This window comes from Anaerococcus hydrogenalis DSM 7454 (assembly GCF_000173355.1).
Classification (GTDB): domain Bacteria; phylum Bacillota; class Clostridia; order Tissierellales; family Peptoniphilaceae; genus Anaerococcus; species Anaerococcus hydrogenalis.
In genome coordinates this window covers 208,666-229,225 of sequence record NZ_ABXA01000019.1, presented here as the reverse complement: position 1 = coordinate 229,225, position 20,560 = coordinate 208,666, and the positions used below count along the sequence as shown (strand labels likewise).

The 20,560-nt window shown below is 28.8% G+C and carries 24 protein-coding genes, 3 pseudogenes and 1 riboswitch; of the genes and pseudogenes, 21 read left to right on the top strand and 6 right to left on the bottom strand.

Annotated features, from left to right (window positions below; translation table 11 throughout):
• The first annotated feature begins 398 nt into the window (after positions 1-398).
• The 11 genes from ANHYDRO_RS03765 to rpsU all read left to right on the top strand — a co-directional run bounded on the left by ANHYDRO_RS03765 (position 399) and on the right by rpsU (position 8,641).
• Positions 399-1,298, top strand: coding sequence for a diacylglycerol/lipid kinase family protein (locus tag ANHYDRO_RS03765; protein WP_004813632.1), 900 nt, complete (start codon positions 399-401; stop codon positions 1,296-1,298).
• A 104-nt stretch (positions 1,299-1,402) separates the two neighbouring features.
• Complete coding sequence (locus ANHYDRO_RS03760) at positions 1,403-2,416, top strand: quaternary amine ABC transporter ATP-binding protein (protein ID WP_279624977.1); 1,014 nt, start codon at positions 1,403-1,405, stop codon at positions 2,414-2,416.
• Positions 2,391-2,597 (top strand): CBS domain-containing protein, encoded by a 207-nt coding sequence (locus tag ANHYDRO_RS10455; RefSeq protein WP_004813629.1) that lies wholly within the window; start codon positions 2,391-2,393, stop codon positions 2,595-2,597. The genes ANHYDRO_RS03760 and ANHYDRO_RS10455 overlap by 26 nt, the downstream gene beginning before the upstream one ends.
• Entirely contained in the window at positions 2,590-3,432 is an 843-nt protein-coding gene (locus ANHYDRO_RS03750; protein WP_039913927.1) for an ABC transporter permease, read from the top strand. The genes ANHYDRO_RS10455 and ANHYDRO_RS03750 overlap by 8 nt, the downstream gene beginning before the upstream one ends.
• Positions 3,433-3,444: 12 nt before the next feature.
• Positions 3,445-4,332 (top strand): glycine betaine ABC transporter substrate-binding protein, encoded by an 888-nt coding sequence (locus ANHYDRO_RS03745; protein WP_004813626.1) that lies wholly within the window; start codon positions 3,445-3,447, stop codon positions 4,330-4,332.
• A 62-nt stretch (positions 4,333-4,394) separates the two neighbouring features.
• Positions 4,395-5,201 (top strand): C39 family peptidase, encoded by an 807-nt coding sequence (locus ANHYDRO_RS03740; protein WP_004813624.1) that lies wholly within the window; start codon positions 4,395-4,397, stop codon positions 5,199-5,201.
• Positions 5,202-5,211: 10 nt separating this feature from the next.
• Complete coding sequence (locus ANHYDRO_RS11155; RefSeq protein WP_004813622.1) at positions 5,212-5,928, top strand: chloride channel protein; 717 nt, start codon at positions 5,212-5,214, stop codon at positions 5,926-5,928.
• Between the two features lie 14 nt (positions 5,929-5,942).
• Entirely contained in the window at positions 5,943-6,488 is a 546-nt protein-coding gene (locus tag ANHYDRO_RS11150; protein ID WP_004813620.1) for a chloride channel protein, read from the top strand.
• A 155-nt stretch (positions 6,489-6,643) separates the two neighbouring features.
• Entirely contained in the window at positions 6,644-8,008 is a 1,365-nt protein-coding gene (brnQ, locus tag ANHYDRO_RS03730) for a branched-chain amino acid transport system II carrier protein (protein ID WP_004813619.1), read from the top strand.
• A 64-nt stretch (positions 8,009-8,072) separates the two neighbouring features.
• Positions 8,073-8,414 carry a histidine triad nucleotide-binding protein gene (locus tag ANHYDRO_RS03725; RefSeq protein WP_004813616.1) on the top strand — a complete coding sequence of 114 codons (342 nt, stop codon included), beginning with the start codon at positions 8,073-8,075 and terminating at the stop codon, positions 8,412-8,414.
• A 38-nt stretch (positions 8,415-8,452) separates the two neighbouring features.
• A complete protein-coding gene (gene rpsU, locus ANHYDRO_RS03720) occupies positions 8,453-8,641 on the top strand; it encodes a 30S ribosomal protein S21 (protein ID WP_039913922.1) in 189 nt (62 codons plus the stop codon).
• Between the two features lie 162 nt (positions 8,642-8,803).
• Here the strand turns inward: rpsU and ANHYDRO_RS03715 are convergent.
• Positions 8,804-9,565: pseudogene (locus ANHYDRO_RS03715) on the bottom strand (lipid II:glycine glycyltransferase FemX); the annotation flags it as partial.
• 11 nt (positions 9,566-9,576) lie between these two features.
• Positions 9,577-9,828: a peptidoglycan bridge formation glycyltransferase FemA/FemB family protein gene (locus ANHYDRO_RS10450; RefSeq protein ID WP_004813610.1), complete on the bottom strand. Its 252-nt coding sequence runs from the start codon at positions 9,826-9,828 to the stop codon at positions 9,577-9,579.
• A 165-nt stretch (positions 9,829-9,993) separates the two neighbouring features.
• Positions 9,994-10,106: riboswitch (FMN riboswitch) on the top strand.
• A 74-nt stretch (positions 10,107-10,180) separates the two neighbouring features.
• Between ANHYDRO_RS10450 and ribD the strand changes: the two genes are divergently transcribed.
• The 6 genes and pseudogenes from ribD (at position 10,181) to ANHYDRO_RS03690 (ending at position 14,145) form a co-directional block, all read left to right on the top strand.
• Entirely contained in the window at positions 10,181-11,260 is a 1,080-nt protein-coding gene (gene ribD, locus ANHYDRO_RS03710) for a bifunctional diaminohydroxyphosphoribosylaminopyrimidine deaminase/5-amino-6-(5-phosphoribosylamino)uracil reductase RibD (protein WP_004813607.1), read from the top strand.
• Positions 11,241-11,864 carry a riboflavin synthase gene (locus tag ANHYDRO_RS03705; RefSeq protein WP_004813604.1) on the top strand — a complete coding sequence of 208 codons (624 nt, stop codon included), beginning with the start codon at positions 11,241-11,243 and terminating at the stop codon, positions 11,862-11,864. Before ribD ends, ANHYDRO_RS03705 begins: the two co-directional genes overlap by 20 nt.
• 5 nt (positions 11,865-11,869) lie before the next feature.
• On the top strand, positions 11,870-13,084 hold the full coding sequence (locus ANHYDRO_RS03700) for a bifunctional 3,4-dihydroxy-2-butanone-4-phosphate synthase/GTP cyclohydrolase II (RefSeq protein WP_004813603.1): 1,215 nt from the start codon (positions 11,870-11,872) through the stop codon (positions 13,082-13,084).
• Positions 13,085-13,544, top strand: a pseudogene (gene ribH / locus ANHYDRO_RS03695) (6,7-dimethyl-8-ribityllumazine synthase).
• Positions 13,541-13,633: an HAD hydrolase-like protein gene (locus tag ANHYDRO_RS11330; protein WP_341864583.1), complete on the top strand. Its 93-nt coding sequence runs from the start codon at positions 13,541-13,543 to the stop codon at positions 13,631-13,633. The pseudogene ribH and the gene ANHYDRO_RS11330 overlap by 4 nt, the downstream one beginning before the upstream one ends.
• Positions 13,603-14,145 carry an HAD family hydrolase gene (locus tag ANHYDRO_RS03690; protein ID WP_316244747.1) on the top strand — a complete coding sequence of 181 codons (543 nt, stop codon included), beginning with the start codon at positions 13,603-13,605 and terminating at the stop codon, positions 14,143-14,145. The genes ANHYDRO_RS11330 and ANHYDRO_RS03690 overlap by 31 nt, the downstream gene beginning before the upstream one ends.
• Before the next feature lie 53 nt (positions 14,146-14,198).
• Here ANHYDRO_RS03690 and ANHYDRO_RS03685 read toward each other — a convergent pair whose 3' ends face one another.
• Together ANHYDRO_RS03685 and ANHYDRO_RS03680 are read right to left on the bottom strand one after the other, a co-directional pair.
• Positions 14,199-14,744 (bottom strand): DUF3793 family protein, encoded by a 546-nt coding sequence (locus ANHYDRO_RS03685; protein WP_004813594.1) that lies wholly within the window; start codon positions 14,742-14,744, stop codon positions 14,199-14,201.
• 4 nt (positions 14,745-14,748) lie between these two features.
• A complete protein-coding gene (locus ANHYDRO_RS03680; RefSeq protein WP_004813592.1) occupies positions 14,749-15,183 on the bottom strand; it encodes a flavodoxin in 435 nt (144 codons plus the stop codon).
• A 436-nt stretch (positions 15,184-15,619) separates the two neighbouring features.
• Between ANHYDRO_RS03680 and dhaK the strand changes: the two are divergent.
• From dhaK to dhaM, 3 genes and pseudogenes are all read left to right on the top strand, one after another.
• A pseudogene (gene dhaK / locus ANHYDRO_RS03675) lies at positions 15,620-16,614 on the top strand (dihydroxyacetone kinase subunit DhaK).
• A 1-nt stretch (position 16,615) separates the two neighbouring features.
• Positions 16,616-17,215 (top strand): dihydroxyacetone kinase subunit DhaL, encoded by a 600-nt coding sequence (gene dhaL, locus ANHYDRO_RS03670; protein ID WP_004813588.1) that lies wholly within the window; start codon positions 16,616-16,618, stop codon positions 17,213-17,215.
• Entirely contained in the window at positions 17,208-17,606 is a 399-nt protein-coding gene (gene dhaM, locus ANHYDRO_RS03665) for a dihydroxyacetone kinase phosphoryl donor subunit DhaM (RefSeq protein WP_004813586.1), read from the top strand. The genes dhaL and dhaM overlap by 8 nt, the downstream gene beginning before the upstream one ends.
• Here dhaM and rsmI read toward each other — a convergent pair.
• Both rsmI and ANHYDRO_RS03655 read right to left on the bottom strand, forming a co-directional pair.
• Complete coding sequence (gene rsmI, locus ANHYDRO_RS03660) at positions 17,598-18,416, bottom strand: 16S rRNA (cytidine(1402)-2'-O)-methyltransferase (protein WP_004813584.1); 819 nt, start codon at positions 18,414-18,416, stop codon at positions 17,598-17,600. The genes dhaM and rsmI overlap by 9 nt on opposite strands.
• Complete coding sequence (locus ANHYDRO_RS03655; protein ID WP_004813582.1) at positions 18,406-19,107, bottom strand: tRNA1(Val) (adenine(37)-N6)-methyltransferase; 702 nt, start codon at positions 19,105-19,107, stop codon at positions 18,406-18,408. The genes rsmI and ANHYDRO_RS03655 overlap by 11 nt, the downstream gene beginning before the upstream one ends.
• Positions 19,108-19,219: 112 nt before the next feature.
• Here ANHYDRO_RS03655 and glmM point away from each other — a divergent pair, with 112 nt between their 5' ends.
• Positions 19,220-20,560, top strand: coding sequence for a phosphoglucosamine mutase (gene glmM, locus ANHYDRO_RS03650; protein WP_004813580.1), 1,341 nt, complete (start codon positions 19,220-19,222; stop codon positions 20,558-20,560).

The following is a 20,560-nucleotide window of genomic DNA, read 5'->3' as shown; positions in this document are numbered from 1 at the left end:
ATAAAAGAGAAAATTAAAGAGTCTGACATGATAGATTCAGGAGATAGGCAAGATCATACTCCTATATATATAAATATGGACATGTAAAAAGAGCAGAAAAACTGTTCTTTCAGACTGTTGACAAACTAAAAATTTTCCCATTTCGACCGAGTGTAACGAGCGGAGAAATCTCAAGAGATCTCTCCATGCGTTCGTTTCACTCACTTAGTCGAGATGGTACTTAGCTTAATTTTATTTCAAAATAAAATATTATCTAATTTCATACTTTGTCTATGCTCTGAAAGAACAGAAAAACTGTTCTTTTTTATTTTCATAGGGTATATAAAAAATGAAAGAAGATTTAAAATAAATTGGTATTTATTTTTTAAATACCTTTTTTAATTTCTATAGGAGTATTTATGAAAAAATGTATGATAATTGAAAATCCAAATTCTGGCGATGGCAAAAATGATGAATATATGGAGGGCTTAATTGGCAAATTAGAAAATGAATTTGATCAAGTAGTTCATAAAAAGACTAAAAAAGAAGGCGATGGGGAAAATTTTTCCAAAAATGCTTGCCTTGAAAAATACGATTCTATTTTTGTAGTTGGCGGAGACGGAAGTTTTAACGAAGTCATAAATGGTATTTCAAAAATGGATTATAGGCCAAAAGTAGGCTTACTTCCAGGTGGAACGAATAACACTTATATGCAACTTATTGGTGGTTCAAACGATTTAAAAGAAGCTATCGATAATTTGTCATTGGAGAAAACCAAAAAAGTAGATATAGGAAAATGTAATGATAAATATTTTTCCTACTATGTATGTTTTGGAAAATTAATTGAAGCAACAACTTCAACAGATTCATCTGAAAAAGAGCAATTAGGTGGCCTTGCTTATGTAAAAAATATTTTAAAAACTATACCAAGTGATGAAACAAGTAAAATACAAATATCATATGATGATAAAACATTTGAATCTAATGCTTCCTTAGTTTATGTTATGACTGTAAATAAGGTTGGAAATTTAGAATTTTCAAAAGATGATGGAGATCTTAGCGATGGAGAATTGAATATTTTTATTATGACTGAAGAAGGCTTAATGTCAAAGGTAAATGCAGCAAAAGATATGCTTTTTGGAAAAGTTGACGAAAATGAGAATATAAAATCTTTTACTTGCAAAAAACTTTCAATCAAAAATTTAGAAAATAAAGAAATCGAGCTTGATATGGATGGGGAAGTAAATGGAAAACTTCCTTGTGACATTGAAATTTTAGAAAAGCATGTAGAAATATACCTACCAAAATCTGAAGATTAGTTATTAAATAAATTTAATAGTTTGCAAAATATCTTGCGTTAATTAATTATAAACAGTATAACTAAAAATGTACTGTTTGACAAAAAAACATGTTAGGAGGTATTTTGTCTACAAAAATTAAAGTAAAAGAATTAACGAAAATTTTTGGACATAATCCCAAAAGAGCAGTTAAACTTTTGAAAGAAGGTAAATCTAAAAAAGAAATCTTAGATAAAACAGGCTTAACTGTTGGGGTAAATAGATGTTCATTTGAAGTTGAAGATGGAGAATTATTTGTAATAATGGGACTTTCTGGTTCAGGAAAATCTACATTAATTAGATTAATTAATAGGATGATTGAGCCTACATATGGAGATATTTTTATTGATGATGAAAATATTTCTGAACTTGATGAAGAAGGTTTAAGAAATGCTAGACGTGAAAAAATGTCTATGGTTTTTCAAAATTTTGCCCTTTTTCCTCATTACACAATTTTAGAAAATGCTGCTTATGGCTTAACCATTAAAAATGGTAAAAGTGAAAAGGCAAATAAAAAAGCTATGGAAGCACTAAAGCTTGTAGGTCTTGAAGGATATGAAGACCAATATCCTGACCAATTATCAGGAGGTATGCAACAAAGGGTGGGTCTTGCTCGTGCTCTTGCAACTGATACTGATATTTTAATAATGGATGAGGCTTTTTCAGCTCTTGATCCATTGATTAGAAAAGAAATGCAAGATGAGCTTGTGTATTTACAAAGTGAGATGAAAAAAACAGTCTTATTTATCACTCATGATTTAAACGAAGCTTTAAAAATTGGAGATAAAATTGCAGTAATGAAAGACGGATCACTTCTCCAAGTAGATACACCTGAAAGACTTTTATCTCATCCAAAAAATGATTTTATTAGAGAATTTGTTCAAGATGTTGATAGGTCAAAAGTTCTTACAGCAAGCAATATTATGATAAGACCAGATACTATAAATATTCACAGGCACGGACCAAAAGCTGCACTTTCAAAAATGCTAAGAAGTGGAAATTCAAGTATTTTTGTTGTAAATAACAAAAGAGAGCTTTTAGGCTATGTTCTTGCAGAAGATGCCTCTAATGCATATGCAAAGGGACAAAAAAAATCTTGAAGCTATTATGAAAAATGACATGCTAAAAATCGATATGGATTATCCATTAGAAGATATTGTAGTTGATATTCAAGATGCAAAAATTCCTATTTGTGTAGTAGATGGAGAAATTTTCAAAGGAATAATTATCAAAGGAACAGTTCTTGCAGCATTATCGAAAGATGAGGTGGATGATGAATAATATACCAAGTATACCTTTAGTAGGTTTTATTGATAATTTAGTGGAATGGTTAAGACTTCATGCAAGTTTTATTTTTAATCCAATAAGAGATTTTATTAATTTCACAGTTGAATTATTTATAAAAATATTTTCTGTTTTTCCACCATTGCTTTTTATAATTCTTGTAGCAGCTTTGGCTTACTATTTAACAAAAAAAATTAAGGGAATAACAATTTTTTCTATTCTTTCCTTACTTTTGATTTGGAATTTAGATTATTGGGATGACATGGTAATTACACTTTCTATAGTTGTAACTTCAGCTTTGTTGGCAATAATTATTGGAATTCCACTAGGGATTTGGACATCTAAAAGTGAGAGTGTAGAAAAAGTAATTATGCCTTTACTTGATTTTATGCAAACAATGCCTGCTTTTGTTTATTTAATACCAGCAGTTTCATTTTTTGGAATAGGAATGGCACCAGGAGTAATTTCTTCAATAATTTTTGCTATGCCACCAGCTGTTAGAATGACAAATTTGGGAATCAAAGAGGTTCCAAGTGATTTAGTAGAAGCTGCTGATTCATTTGGATCAACTCCTAAGCAAAAGTTATTTGAGCTTGAACTTCCAATGGCAAAACCATCAATTATGGCTGGGATTAACCAAACATTAATGCTTACTCTTTCAATGGTTGTAGTTGCATCAATGATAGGAGCTCCAGGACTTGGAAATGTTATTTATACTTCAGTTTCAAGAAATGATGTTGGAGTTGGATTTGCGTCAGGAATTGCTATAGTTATTCTTGCAGTTATCCTTGATAGATTAACTCAAGCTTTAAGTAAAAAGAACAATAGATAAGTAGGTGATATAGTGTTAAAGAAAAAAATATTTTCTATTATTACCATACTTGCCTTTGTATTGGTAGGATGTAAGTCAAATAAAACTGATAATGATAAAGAAGAAGTTAATTTTGATTATGCACCAAATGATTATATTATAGGAATCGAACCTGGGGCTGGAGCTATGGATGCAGCAAACCAAGCCATGGAAGACTATGATTTAAAACAAAAGTTAACGACAGGATCTTCTGCAGTTATGACTCAAATGCTAGGTGATGCAATTAAGGAAAAAGCACCTATTGTTGTAACAGGTTGGACACCACACTGGAAATTTGCAAAATATGATTTAAAATTTTTAGAAGATCCTAAGGGATCTTTTGGTAAACCAGAAGAAATTCATACCCTTGCTAGAAAAGGCCTAAAAGAAGATAAACCCAATGCATATAAATTGCTTGATAATTTTTATTGGACAGTTGATGATATGCAAGAAGTTTTGGTTGACTTAAATGACGGAATGGATGTAAAAGATGCAGCCAGAAAATGGGTCGACAATAACCAAGATAGGGTTCAAAAAATGTATGAAGGGGTTGACAGATCAAACGGTGAAGTTATCAGCCTTGCTCATGCAACTTGGGATAGTGAACTTTCTAGTGCATATGTTTTAAAAAATATATTGGAAGATTATGGATTTGAAGTAAGAATGATGGCAGTTGAAGTTGGTCCATTATTTGCAGCTATTGCATACGGATCAGTAGATGTTACACCATCAGCTTGGCTTCCTCAAACTCACAAAAATTATATGAAAAAATATGGTGATATGATTGATGATTTGGGTCCAAATTTAAAAAATGCAAAAATAGGATTTGTAGTCCCATCATATATGGAAATTGATTCAATAGAAGATTTGAAAGATTATTAAATTAAAAGTCGTAATTATATTACGGCTTTTTTTTATTTCTATTTTTATGATATTATTAATACATGAAAAAGTTAGTTAATATAATATTTTCAATAATTTTTGTAGTTATGCTTTTATTTTCATTTAAATCGTGTTCTTTTGAAAGTAATGACATAAATTTTTTGGACAATATTTTTAGAAAAGAAAAAACGGATGATATGGATATACTTTATAAAAATATTGAAAAACATAAAGATGATAATGAAAAGACTAGGTGGATTTATGAAAATTTTGAAAATTTATCAGATAAAGACAAGTACCTTGTTGGAAATGACATAGATGCTAGTGAATTTATTTATAATTTGAGAAATAATGAGGTTAATTTTGATTATTATCCTGGAGAAAGTGTAGATTACGGAAGAAAGACTCCATATTTTCTCCAATGGGATAATAGGTGGGCTTATAATTTGCTTGGAGATTCTAATATTGGTTTTGCAGGATGTGGGCCAACATCTATGGCCATGGTCTTAAAAAGATTAGATCCAAATCTGAATATAAGCCCTATTGATATGGCAAATGATGCCCAAACTTACATGAGTTCAAGTGGAATTGAATGGAGATTTTTCTCAGATGAAGCGAGAAGATATGGATATAATATCCAAAGTATAGAAAATGATAAAAAGGCAATAGTGGATGCCTTGGATAGAGGTGCTCTTATTGTTTCTGTAAAAAAAGGAAATTTTACCTTATTTGGCCACATTTTAGTAATTGATTCTTACAGATTTGGAAAATTTGTAATAAATGATCCGAATTCTATGAAAAATTCTGAAAAAACTTGGTCTTATGGAAGGATTAAAGATCAGATTGTAAATATTTGGTTGGTATATTAGAGAGGTTAAAATGATAAAAAAAGTATCTTATAAGTTTTTACTAATATCTATTATAATTGGAGCATGTTCTGGACTTGTGATAAGTTTGTTTAGACTTGTTATTCCAAAAATTATGGGGTTGATTTCTAATCTTATAATTTTTGGGCAAGAAAATATATTAAAGTCTATAGTTTTTGTTTTGATTTTTGTTTTTATTGGCTTTCTTGTTTCTATCACAGTTAATAAGGAACCAATGATTGGTGGTAGTGGAATACCACAAATTGCAGGGAAATTGAATAATAAATTGGATTATTCTGCCTTTTCCTGCTTGGTTAACAAAATTATAGGGGGACTTCTTTCTATTGGTTCTGGGCTAACCTTGGGAAGAGAAGGCCCATCAGTTCAAATTGGTGGATCTCTTGGTGAAGTTATGGCAAAAAAATTTAATTTAAATAAGGATGAAACTGATGTAATGATTATTGCATCTTCTGCCTGTGGTATAACAAGTGCCTTTACAGCACCAGTTTCAGCTATGGCCTTTGCCCTCGAAGAGTTAATGAAAAAAACATCAAGGATAAATTTTATTTATATAACTTCCACAATTATTTCTTCAAGTATTGTAACTAGCCTAATTATTGGAAATAATCCTGTTATTAAGGTGAAAAATTCTCTAAACTTATCTATTGATTTCTGGATTTTTCTGATTTTTTTTAGGGATTTTAGTTGGGTTTTCCTCAATTTTGTTTAATAAGGGAATCTTATATGGAAAAAAAGTTTATAAAAAAATTGCCGATTTCTCAAACTATGAAATCTATTCTTCCATTTTTTATGACAAGTTTATTTTTACTTTTTGATCAAAGACTATTGGGAAGTGGAGAGAATTTTATAGCCCTTGCAGGGGGAGAAAATGTAGGGATTTCTGTTCTGCTTTATTTTTATTTTATGAAATTACTTCTTTTATTAATAGCTTTTTGTTCGGGAATCCCAGGGGGAATATTTTTCCCTTTACTTGCAATGGGTTCACTTGTTGGAAATTTTTATGGATCGGTTTTATTTAATCTTGACCTAGTAGGTCAAAATGAGATATTGATATTTTCAATGCTTGCAATGGCTGCACATTTTTCTTCAATTGTACGTGCTCCCCTAACAGGTATGTTTTTAATAATAGAAATGACAGGTGGAAGGATAGATTTTTTCTTACCAATCATAATTGTTTCATCTGTAGCTTATCTAGTTGCAGAAAATTTCCGTAATGAACCAATTTATGAATCACTTTTGGAAATTATGGTGAAAAATAAATCTAAATAAGTTTTAAAAATGCTGATAATTATCGGCATTTTTAATTGCCAAATATTTTTTTAAGCTTTTATATTTTTCAATATTGTGTTATAATTTCTCTATAAATATTTTGTATAAATTTAGGAAATTTTATATAAATATTAATAAATAGATAGGAGAATAAAATGAAAAAGAAACTTAGTTTTAACCAGACATTATTGGTTGGTTCTTTACTTTTTGGCCTATATTTTGGAGCTGGAAATTTAATTTTCCCTATAGAGTTAGGACAAAATTCTGGAAATAATTTATACAAAGTTGTATTAGGTTTTATAATAAGTGGAGTTGGTCTTCCTCTTTTGGGTGTTGTTGCAAGTGCCATTTCTAAAAATGATAGTCTATTTGAGATGGGAAAAACTGTGAGTAATAAATTTGCTTTTATCTTTACAACAGCTTTGTATTTAACCATAGGACCATTTTTTGCTATTCCTAGAACCTCAACAGTTGCCTTTGAGGTAGGAATTGCTTCAAATGTATCACAAGATAAGATTAAAATATTTTTGCTTATCTTCTCCTTAATATTTTTCTTGACAGTTTTAGCTTTTGCCTTAAAACCAGGAAAAATAATGGATAATATTGGAAAAATACTTACTCCTACATTTTTAATATTATTGTCAGTTTTAGTTGTGCTTGCACTTATAAAGCCGATGGGAGGTCTTGGTGAAAATCAGCCTATTGAAAAATATGGAAATAATCCATTGTTTGTAGGAATCTTAGATGGTTATAATACTATGGATGCTTTGGCAAGTCTTGCCTTTGCCATAATTATTATTTCAAGTATTAGAAAACTGGGAGTTAAAGATTCTAATCAAGTTGCAATAGAAACTTTGAAAAGTGGGATTATATGTCTTATTGCAATGAGTACCGTTTATGTTTCATTGGCTTTTATGTCTTCATCTTCAGTAAATATAATGGAGATAGGAAATAATGGGGGGATTATTTTATCAAATATTTCTTTTCATTATTTGGGAAATTTTGGTAAAATTTTACTTGCTGCAATTGTTATAATTGCCTGCTTGAAAACAGCAATAGGACTAATTATAGCGTGCTCAGAAATCTTTATAGAAATGTATCCTAATTCCTTATCCTACAAAACCTATGCGATAACATTTACCTTAATATCATTTCTGATAGCAAATTTAGGACTTCAAAACATAATCAGCCTTTCTATACCTGTATTAATGTATATGTATCCTCTTGCTATAGTATTGATATTTTTATCCTTATTGTATCCATTAATTGGAAAAAATAAGCTAATATTTTCATTATCTATAGGTTTTACTGCAATTTTTTCTATTTTTGATTTTCTAAGAGCTTTACCTGAAAATATTTCAAATTTAAATTTTATTCAAAGTATTATTGAGTTTGCTGTAAAAAATTTACCAGGTTTTAATCTTGGATTTGGATGGGTAATTCCTGGATTAGTAGGATTTATTTTAGCTATTATAATATGTATAATTAAAAAAGATCAAATTAAGCAAATTAATTTGTAAAAACTATAAAAAATTTTACCTTTTTATTAAAATATGATATTATATTTATCAATGGGGGTGAAGTATGGACTGTGTATTTTGCAAGATTGCTGATGGAGATATACCATCAGATGTAATCTATGAAGATCAAAAAGTAATTGCATTTAATGATCTAGATCCACAGGCACCTATCCATTTTCTTGTAATACCAAAAAAACACATAGAAAGTTTGGCTAAGTTAGATGAAGAAGATAAGGATATTGTTTCTCATATCTTTATGGTTATTAAAAAAATAACAGAAGATCTAAATGTAGCCGAAGACGGCTATAGGATAGTCAACAATACAGGAGAAGATGGAGGACAAACTGTTAAACACATGCATTTTCATGTTTTAGCAAAAAGGTCCTTACAATGGCCACCAGGTTGATTTCAAACTTAATGTGTGATACGAGAGGGGGGATAGAAATGACAGAGATCAGAGTTGGAGAAAACGAATCAATTGATAGTGCAATTAAAAGATTCAAAAGACAATGCGCAAGATCCGGTGTTCTAACAGAATACAGAAAAAGAGAACACTACGAAAAGCCAAGCCTTAAGAGAAAAAAGAAATCTGAGGCAGCAAAGAGAAAAAAAAAGAAGAAAATAGTAATTTAAGGCCCAATAGGGTCTTTTTTTATTTGTAATTTTTGAAGTTAATATCTCAAAGTCAAGTTATGTTAGAGTATAATTTTAAAAATAAAAAAGAATATTGAAAATTAAAAAAACTGTGCCAATAATAGCCTTATTGTTAACACAGTTTTAAAATCGAATCATTAATTAATTGTCACTTTTCAAGTCCTCAGAAAAATCAGTATGATCTTTTTCTTTGATGAATTTTTCGTATGCATTTTTATCTAAAATACACTCTATATTACCAATCCATTTTACAATATTATTATTAGTAAACTTTCTTTTAAATCTATAAAGACCATCATTTATATCTAAGGATTTAACCCCACCTAAATCATAATATCTAATATCGTTGTTACAACAATATCTAATTTCCTCAGCATCTAAGAAATATGATTGCCCAACATCAACATTAAGATTATCTGCTCCATATAAGGCTATAGCATAGTCGTTAAAAGTAATTAAAAAAGAACAAGATAAAAATTCACCCTTATATTTTACAAAAGTCATTCTACCATTATCTTTGTAAGTATCAAATAATCTATAGTAGTAATCAATATTTCTGTAAGTTATTCCTTTCCTATTAGACATATCAGCTGTTATTTGATGAAAAATTTTGACATCTTCTCTTTTACCAACATACAATTCCAAATCTTGTCTATATGATTTCCTTACTTGTTTCCTTCCGTTTTTAGAAAAAGATTGAATTACTTCGTCAAAACTTCTTCCTTTTATATCAAGCATCATTGAAAAAGGAAATTGAACATAAGAGTACATTTTATGGCAAAAATCAATACCAAATTCTTTATATTTATTTATCAGATTTTCGTCATATTCATAATTAGGATCAAATTTGACTAGAAAACCATCATTTTTTCTAGCGTAATCTTTAATTTCATTGATTAATTCTACATTAGTTTTTACATCGTAAAGATCAGAAACCGGTCCTCTTGGGCAATAAAATAATTTTTTCTAGCTTTATCATTATAAATTGATAACACTTGCGCTACAGCAACTACATTACCATTTTTTTCTATATAAAAATAGTCTATATCCCAATTGTTTTTTATTAAAGTCCATTCTTTAGCTTGATAAAAACTAGATGATGGATGCTTATAAAAAAAATCCCAATATTTTTGTACTTCATTTTTATTATTTAAATTAAGATGCATATTACCTCCAAATCTAGTATAAATACATGATAGCAAATTAATAGGATTTTTTCAATTGTATTTCATTAATAAATGAACAAATTTGATTTATAATGATTAAAAAATTCATGTAAACGATTGACAAAAATAAAATTTGTATTATAATAAAAATGTAAATAAAATAACACAATTCTTCAGGGCGGGGTGTGATTCCCCACCGGCGGTAAAGTCCGCGAGCTTTTTGCTGAATAGGTGAAATTCCTATACCGACAGTATAGTCTGGATGAGAGAAGATTTATTAATTATTCTTTTGAAATAACCAAGGTCCCTGAAAGGGATCTTTTCTTTTGCCGAGAATTGTGGAGGAGGCAAGATGAATGATAAATATTATATGAAAAAATGTTTTGACCTTGCAAAAAAAGCAAGAGGAAAAACTTTAAAAAATCCACTGGTAGGTGCTGTTCTTGTTAAAGATGGAAAAATAATATCAACAGGATACCACCATGAATATGGAAAAGTCCATGCCGAAGTTGATTGTTTTAATAATTTAAAAGAAAATGCTGATGGGGCTGTTTTGTATGTAAATTTGGAACCATGTTCTCATTATGGAAAACAAGGGCCTTGTACTTTAGAAATTATCAAGAGAAATATTAAAAAAGTTATAATTTCAAATATAGATACAAATCCAAAAGTTGACGGCCTAAAGGTTTTAAGAGAAAAAGGGATAGAGGTTCAAACAGGTTTATTAGAAGATGAGGGCAAAAAATTAAATGAGAAATTTTTCTTCAATATTAAATACAATAGACCTCTTATTGCTTTAAAATATGCCCAAACTTTAGATGGGAAAATTTCTTCAAATACAAATGATTCAAAATGGATTTCAAATGAATTTTCTAGAGAATATGTCCATAGACTAAGAAATGATTATGATGCAATAATTGTAGGAAAAAACACCTTGATTCACGATAATCCTTCCTTAAATTCAAGGATAGAAGAAGGAGTAGATCCTGTTAGAGTTATTGTTGATACAAATCTAGAAATAGAAAAAAATTATAAGGATTACAAGATTTTTAATTTAAATAGTGATAAAAAAACTTATATAGCGACTTGTAAAGACACTGACAATCCTGATTTAAATTTAATTAAATGCAAGATGAAAAATAATCATGTCGACCTAGAAGATTTAGTAAATAAATTATATGAAATGAATATAGGATCAATTTTGGTTGAAGGTGGATCAATTCTAAATTATGATTTTTTAGAAGAAGGTCTGGTTGATAAAATTTATGAATTTATTTCACCTAAAATAATTGGTGGCTTTAATTCAAAATCACCTTTTTATGGAAGAGGTGTTGATAAGATTAAAGATGGATATAAGTTTGAAATTGAAGATATAAAAAGATTTGATGATGATATTATGATTGAGGCTAAAAATGTTCACTGGAATATCTGAAGAAATGGGTAAGATTTTATCTTTTAAAAAGATAAATGACCATGTACAAATTGAAATTGAGGCGAGTCTTGTATTAGAAGATACAAAACTTGGGGATTCTATAATGACTGATGGAGTTTGCCTTACAGTAACAGAAATTACTGATAAAACTTACAAGGCAGATTTAATGAATGAAAGTTTGAAGATGACTAAATTTGATAATTCATATGTAAATAAAAAAGTAAATCTAGAAAGAGCTTTAAGACTTTCAGATAGGCTTGATGGTCATATAGTACAAGGTCATGTTGATGGAGTTGGGAAAATTAAAAATATTAGAGAAAATGTATTTTCAATTTCAGCAAGTCCAGAAATTTGCTCTTTAATAGTAAAGAAAGGATCTGTAACACTTGATGGAATTTCTCTTACAGTTTCTGATGATAAAAATACTAGTTTTGAGGTAGCCCTTATACCTGAGACACTTGAAAGAACAAATTTTAAATATAAAAAAATTGGCGATGAAATAAATATTGAAACTGATATTATAAATAGATTTATTCAAAAATCTATGGCAAATAAAAAAGAAGAAAGGTTGGATAAAAACTTTTTATTAGAAAATGGTTTTTAAAAAATATGGAAGAGATTATAAAAGCATTAAGAAATAACGAAATAATAATAGTAACTGATGATGAAGATAGAGAAAATGAAGCTGATATGGTTTGTGCTGGAGAAAATGTAACAGGCGAGATGATAAATATTATGGCAAAGTATGCCAGAGGCTTAATCTGTACTCCAATAGGTAAAAATATTGCCAAACAATTTGACCTTGACATGATGGTTCAAAATAATACTGATAATCATGAAACAGCTTTTACAGTATCTATCGACCATGTTAATACAGAAACAGGAATATCAGCTTTTGAAAGAGCAGAAACTATAAGAGCCCTCGCAGATAATAATACAAAACCTAGTGATTTTAGAAGACCAGGCCACGTATTTCCATTAATTGCAAAAGATGAGGGAGTTTTAGTTAGAGAAGGCCACACTGAAGCTACAGTTGATTTGATGAGGATTTCAAATTTAAAAGAAATAGGTTTATGTTGTGAAATTATGGCAGATGATGGTCACATGCTTAAAGGAAAAGCAGTAGTTGAGCTTGCAAAAAAACTAGGTATGAAAATGACTAGTGTGTCTGAAATTAAAAAATATATAGAAGAAAATAAGATAGATTTTTCAAAAAATGATGAAAACTCATTAGAAAAAACAAATATTATAAATCTTCCTACAGACCATGGAAATTTCAAGGCTATTAGTTTTTATGACAAAATAGAAAATAAAGAACACCTAGCCTTAATAAAAGGAAAGGTTGATGGTGAAAATATACTAACTAGAATTCATTCAGAATGCTTAACTGGAGATGTATTTTCATCAAATAGGTGTGATTGTGGAAACCAACTTCACAAGGCTATGGAGATGATTGATGAAAATGGATCAGGAATAATACTATATTTAAGGCAAGAGGGAAGAGGAATTGGCTTATTTAATAAAATAAAGGCTTATCATCTTCAAGAGGAAGGCTATGATACAGTGGATGCAAATATAAAATTGGGTTTTGCTCCAGATTTAAGAAATTACAAAATAGCCTGTCAAATGTTAAAAGAATTAGGGGTAAAATCAATTGATTTACTAACAAATAATCCTGATAAAATTAAGCAGGTTGAAAAATATGATATAAAAGTAAATAAAAGAGTACCAATAGAAATCCATTCAAACCACATTGATAGGGTTTATCTAAAAACAAAAGCTGACAGAATGGGACATGATTTAAAAGAATTTAAGGAGATATAAATGAAAGAATATAGTGCAAATTTAGTATCAAACGGAAAAAAATATGCAATAGTAGTTGCAAGATTTAATAATTTTATAACAGATAGGCTTGTAGAAGGTTGTCTTGATACATTAAAAAGGCATGAAGTAAAAGATGAAGAAATAGAACTAGTAAGAGTTCCAGGAGCATTTGAAATTCCGCTTGCAGCAAAAAAAACTAGTCCACAAGGATTATGACGCTGTAATTTGTTTAGGGGCAGTTATAAGAGGAGATACTTCTCATTATGATTATGTGTGCTCTGAAGTTTCAAAAGGAATCGCAAATGTATCTCTTGAAAGTGGAAAACCAGTTATTTTCGGAGTTGTTACAACAGATACAATTGAACAAGCTGTTCAAAGAGCTGGAACAAAGGCAGGAAATAAGGGAAGTGATGCAGCAGTATCTGCAATTGAAATGGCAAATCTAATGGATCTTATATGAAAATAATTTTTGACTTTGATGGAACTATCCATAAAAGTGACGAAATTTATGAGAAAGCATTTTACCAAACCTTAAAAAATATAAAATAAAAAAACCGAATCTTGATCCAAAATCTTATCTTGGCTATCCACCAAGAAAAATTTGGGATGATTTTCTTGATGATTCCTATGATAAAGAAAAGTTAATAGAAACAACAGGAAAATTTATGATAGAAAATATGAGAGATTTTGGCTCTTTATACCGCGATACAGAAAAAGTATTAAATATCCTAAAAAAGAAACACGAATTAATAGTCCTTTCATCATGTCCTAGAAAATATATTGATACCGCAAGAAAATTTTATAAGCTAGACTTATATTTTAGTAAATATTTAATAGGCGAAGATTATGATTATAAGGATAAATCAGAAATAATAAAAATAAATAAAATAGACAATTTTATAATAATAGGCGATAGAAAATCCGATATAGAGGCAGGCTATTTAAACGATAATATATCCATTTTTGCAAAGTACGGCTATGCTAAAAAAGGAGAAGGCAACTTATCAGATTATAAAATTGATAAAATAAGCGATTTATTAAAAATAAAGGCTTTGAGCTAGGCTCAAGCCTTTATTTTTTTGCAAGTACACATAATTTTTTTATCGAAGAATTATTAATTTACGCATAAGTTACTTATATTTTTGTATCGATTAAAAAGGATTTTATAAGATTTCTTTATTTTGTTGTAATTATTAAAAATTTTTATTTTTTCATCTTGATTATAGTAAACCTTCCAATATCCGTTAATTAGAAATTTATCACCCTTATTTTCAATAAAACCCATTACATCTTCATAAGGATATCCTAAAAATATTCCAATTTCATGGGGAAAGTTTTCAATTTTATACCTAAACTTTAAATGATTTATGCATTGGTTTAGGTCTTGAGTGTTGTAGCCCAAAGACCTAAGGAGAGATTTTGTTTTTTTATCATTTAATACGTATTTTAGCTTGTGGGGTCTGTATGCATAAATTTGAGCGGATGAATGATTATTTTTAAGTATTTCCACGTACATATTTTTTTCATTAAGTATTTCATTCCACTCATAGACCATTTTTTCAATGTCTATATTGTCGGTATTTTTAAATGTAAATAAATTAGCAAGTTTTTTATTAGCCAGAGTTTGTGATGCATAATCAATTAATAATTCTTCATTCATTTTTCTAACCTACAGCTTTAGATAAATCTAATGCCGCCTTTCTACATTCTTCTAATGCTTCATCATCAGGAGTATCATAAGCCATTAATCCATCACGAACAAGATTAATTCCATCATTTTTACACCTATCTTGCCAAATTTCCATCCATTCACCATCTGCCCATTGATAAGAACCAAAAATTAAAACAGGTTTGTCAGATAAATCATTTTCTATACTTTCAAACATAGGCTCAAATTCAGTTTCTTCTAACTCTTCGCTACCCATAGCTGGGCAACCAAAAGCAAATCCATCATAAAGATTTATAGAATCTTTAGTAAAAGAATTAGGATCAAATAAATCAATTTCTATATCATTATTTTTTAATTCTCCTGCAATTTCATTAGCCATAGCTTCAGTGTTGCCAGTACCTGACCAGTAAACAATAGCAATTTTTTTCATAATATTAATTTTCTCCTTTAAATTTCTTTAAATTTCTTTGATATTGATAACCTCTATCAACATCTAAGCTAATCATATATTCATTTATTGTTTTTGTCAAGCTATTTTTTAATTATTTTTTAAATATAATAAAAAAACCTTGAGATTATAAGGTTTCAAGATAAAAAAATAACAAAGACTTTTTATTTATTTCTTATCTATTTATGAATTTGAAATGAAAAGAATTTTAAAATTATAGGTAAAAATATTTTTTAGATACAGTAAAATATTTTCAAATTTAAGTAATAATATTTAGTCTATATATAAAAAAAGTGAATAAAAATTTATAAAAATGTATCTTGATTATTTTTGATTCATGACTATAATTAAAATAAGAATAATTATATTATTCAAATAAATAAAAAAAGTCTATTTGGGTATATTTTATTTAGAAGGGATGGTATTTATGAAAAAAATTATTAATGATCCAGATATGATAATTAAAGAGATGTTAAATGGACTTTATAAAGCAAACCAAGATAAGGTAAAGTTAAACGAAGATTTAAAAATAATTTATAGAAAAGATTTACCTATTAAGGGAAAAGTAGGTTTAATTTCTGGCGGTGGAAGTGGACACGAGCCTGCCCATGCTGGTTATGTTGGTGATGGAATGCTTGACTGTGCAATTTGTGGAGAAATTTTTACTTCACCAACTCCGGACCAAGTTTTAGAGGCTATTAAACTTGCTGATTCTGGTCAAGGTGTTTTTATGGTAATCAAAAATTATACTGGCGATGTTATGAATTTTGACATGGCAAAAGACATGGCTGAAATGGAAGGCATCAAGGTAGATTATATTATTGTAAATGATGATGTGGCTGTTGAAGATTCTACTTATACTAGTGGTAGGAGAGGAATAGCTGGAACTATATTTGTTCACAAAGTTTTAGGTGCTATGGCAAGAGATGGAAAAAGTTTGCAAGAAATAAAAGCTATGGCAGAAAAAATTGTAAAAAATATTAAATCAATGGGTATGGCTACGAAAGCTTGCATTAATCCTATATCTGGAAAAGAAAGTTTTGATTTGTCAGAAGGAGATATGGAAATTGGTGTAGGAATTCATGGTGAACCAGGTGTTAAACAAGAAAAAATAAAATCTGCTAATGAAATTTCTGAAGAGCTAGTTGATCATATTTTAGCAGACTATGAAAATCTAGATGGTGATTTTGTTCTAATGGTAAATGGTATGGGACAAACTACAGAAATGGAACTTTTTGTTGTAAATAATTATGTAAACGATTATTTAAAAGAAAAAATATTAATATTAAGAAAACATTTGTAGGAAACTATATGACCAGTATGGATATGGCAGGATTTTCTTTAACCTTGTTTAAAGTAGATGATGAAGTTTTAAAATATTTAGAAGAAAAAGTAGATGTAGTGAGGGGATAAGATGAATATTGATAAAGTAAAAGAAAAAATTGTAGTTATTGCCGATTTAATTAGTGAAAATGAAGCTTATTTAACTGACCTTGATAGGGAAATTGGTGATGCTGACCACGGTTATAATATGAAAAAAGGTTTTACAAAGGTAAAAGAAGCAATGAATGAAGATTTTCCTAATTTAAAAGCCTTATTTAACAAAATTGCTATGACATTAATTTCAACTGTAGGTGGGGCTAGTGGTCCATTATACGGAACATTTTTCATGAAATTTGCTCAATCTCTTGGAGAAAGCGAAGATATAGATAAAGAATTATTTACAAAAGCTTTCTCTGACGGAGTAGATGGTGTTATTATGAGAGGAAAAGCTAAAGTTGGTGATAAAACTATGGTAGATGTACTTTCACCTGTAGCAGATGCTCTTAAAGAGGACAAGAAATTTTCAGAAATAATTGATATAGCTAAGGAAAATATGGAAAGAACAAAAGATATTAAAGCTATAAAGGGAAGAGCTGCTTATCTTGGAGATAGATCTATAGGACATATAGATCCAGGTGCTTGTTCATCTTATCTATGTATTAAAAGTGCATTAGGAGATTTGAATGATTAATATTTTATTAGCAAGTCATAGTAGAAAGGTGGTTGAAGGCTTAAGAGAAATTTTGGTTCAAATGGCTCCTGATGTTAACATCCAAATAAGCGGTGGAGATAATGAAGGAAATATAGGATCAAATTTTGAAGAAATTAATGAAATAATTAATAAATATGCAACAGATGATGGTCTTGTAATATTTTTTGATTTAGGTTCAGCAATGCTTAATTGCCAAATGGCGATTGATATGCTTGATGAAGAAAAAAAATCCAAAGTCTACCTATCAGGAACACCTTTAGTTGAAACTAGTGTTCAAGTTGCAGTAAGTGCTTCTGTAGGTCAAACTTTGGAAGAAACTATAGAATATTTAGAAAATTATCCTGTAAATAAACTAGATAATTTAAACTAAAGTAATAACATAGTTATAAATGTCATTTTTTGAAAAAGAGGTAGATTTTTTCAAGGATTTAACAATATCCTTGGTGGATTTCCCCTCTTTTTTTAATTGTAAAATTTCATCTTTAAAAGATGTAATATCTAAATTTTCTTTTTCTAGGTTCTTTTCTAATACAAGGACAAATTCACCCTTAAAGGTAATATCTTCACATTTTATATGCTTAATTTTAAATATTTGATATTGCTCAAATTTTTTACTTAGCTCTCTTGTAATAGCAAGCTTTCTTTCTGGAAATTCTTTTTTAAAATCATTTATCGTATTTTCTAAATTATGAGGGGTATCAAAAAGAATAGAAGTTTTATTTTCGTTTTTTAATTCTTGGTATAATTTTTTCTTATCAGAAGATTTTTTTGGAATAAATCCATAATAAGAAAAGCTATTATTATCAAAACCGCTTGCTATAAGTCCTGTTAAAATTGAAGAAGGACCAGGAAGAATTGTATAGGATATATTATTTTCAATACATTCTTTGATTAGTATATGACCGGGATCAGAAATTCCTGGCATACCTTGGTCAGTAATGATTGCATAAGTAATTCCTTCTTTTGTATTTTCTATAATTTCTTTTGATTTTTGCTTTTCATTAAATTTGTGATATGAAGTTAATTTTTTATTAATATCAAAATGATTTAAAAGTTTTTTACTTTCCCTAGTATCCTCACAAGCTATTATATCTACGTTTTTCAATACATTAATAGCCCTAATTGTCATATCTTCCAAATTCCCAATAGGAGTTGGTACGAAATATATACTATAATCCATTTATTAATCTAACCTCCTGGCTATAATTTCCATTTTCATCATAAATAATTAAAGGATCTTCAAACTTTAGTCCATCATTAGCGTTTTTTACAAATTCTAAAAGAATGAATACAGGTTTTTCATTTGACTTTGATTGGACAAATTTTATCCTTTTTAATTTTAAATTCCCACTTTCTTTTATAATATCAACAAGTCTTTCAGGTTTATGAATCATAAATAACCTTCCCTTGTCCTTTAAAGTTTTGTTAGAAAAAGAGAAAATATCAGCCAAATTCATCTTGATTTCTTGGCGAGATAATAAAAATTCTTCTTTATCATTTCTAATATTTGCTCCTTTTTTATAATAAGGAGGGTTAGTAATAATATAATCACAAAAATTATTTGGAAAATTTGTTAAGTTTAAATCCTTATTAATAATTTCAATATTATTAATAGAATTTAATTTTAAATTTTCATTAAATATTTCTGCCTTTTTTTCTTGGATTTCAATTCCATAAACCTTACTTAAATTGTAATAGGAAAGACAAGCTAGAGATAAAATTCCATTTCCAGCACCTATATCTATTAATGTTTTATTTTTTTTCATTTTTGAAAAGTTTGCAAGAAGTATAGAATCAATTCCAAAAGAATAAGCCTTATCGACATGTTTCATATATAAATTTGTTTTTGGTATGTAATCTAATTTTTCCATATTTAAATTATATATTAATGGAAAAATTAAGCAAAAATATATTTGAAAATAGGTAAAAACTTGAATGATATACCCATGTAATTTATAATAATAATAAATTAGGAGGATTGAAATGAAATATTTTGGAACAGACGGATTTAGGGGGGAAGCTAACCAAGATTTAACTCTCTATCATGCAATTAAAATCGGAAGATTTTTAGGATATTATTTTAATAAAGAAAAAAATGGACAAGGGAAAATCGTTATAGGTAAGGATACTAGAAGATCTTCTTATATGTTTGAAGATGCCCTATCAGCAGGAATAACTTCATCAGGATCTGACGCTTATCTATTACACGTAACAACTACTCCATCAGTTTCTTATGTAGTAAGAAGTGAAGACTTTGACTGTGGAGTAATGATAACTGCAAGCCATAATCCATATCATGATAATGGTATTAAAATCATCAATTCAGATGGAGAAAAAATGGATGATGAGTTTTTGGAAAAATTAGAAGAATATATAGACTCAGATATCACAGATATAGATTTAAAAGTTGGGGAAGAAATAGGAAGAACTCACGATTTTATTGGTGGAAGAAATAGATATATTGCTTTTCTTATCCAAACTGTAAGTAAATCTTTTAAAGGTAAAAAAGTTGGACTAGACTGTTCAAATGGTGCAGCATCTTCAATTGTAAAAAGTGTATACGATGCGTTAGGAGCTGAAACATTTGTAATAAATAATAATCCAAATGGCTTTAATATAAATGTTGATTGTGGATCAACTCACATAGAAGTTTTACAAAAATATGTAAAAGAAAATAAACTTGATTGTGGCTTTGCTTATGATGGTGATGCCGATAGGTGTATTGCTGTTGATGAAAAAGGGGAAGTAGTCGATGGAGATGCAATTTTATATATCTGCGGTAAGCATATGAAAGAAGAAGGAAGTTTAGAATCAAACACAGTTGTAACAACTATAATGTCAAATATTGGTCTATACAAGGCCTTTGATAAAATAGGAATAAAATATAGCAAAACAAATGTTGGTGACAAATATGTTCACCTAGAAATGAGTGAAAATGGATATGAACTAGGTGGGGAACAATCAGGACATATTATTTTTTCAAAATATGCAAATACAGGTGATGGTATATTAACATCATTAAGACTTATGGAAGCTATGATAGAAAATAAAACTACACTTTCAGAGCTAAGAAGAGATTTGAAAATTTATCCTCAAGTATTAAAAAATGTTAGGGTAAAAGATAAAAATGAAGTTTTAAATGATGAAAAAATTAAAAATATAATAGAGCAAAAAAGTGAAGAGCTAAAAGATAGAGGAAGAATTTTGGTAAGAGAAAGTGGAACCGAGCCTTTGATTAGGGTTATGGCAGAAGCTGAAAGCGAAAAAGAAGCAAACGAAAAAGTAGATGAAATAATTAAGGTAATAGAAGATAGTGGACTTTAA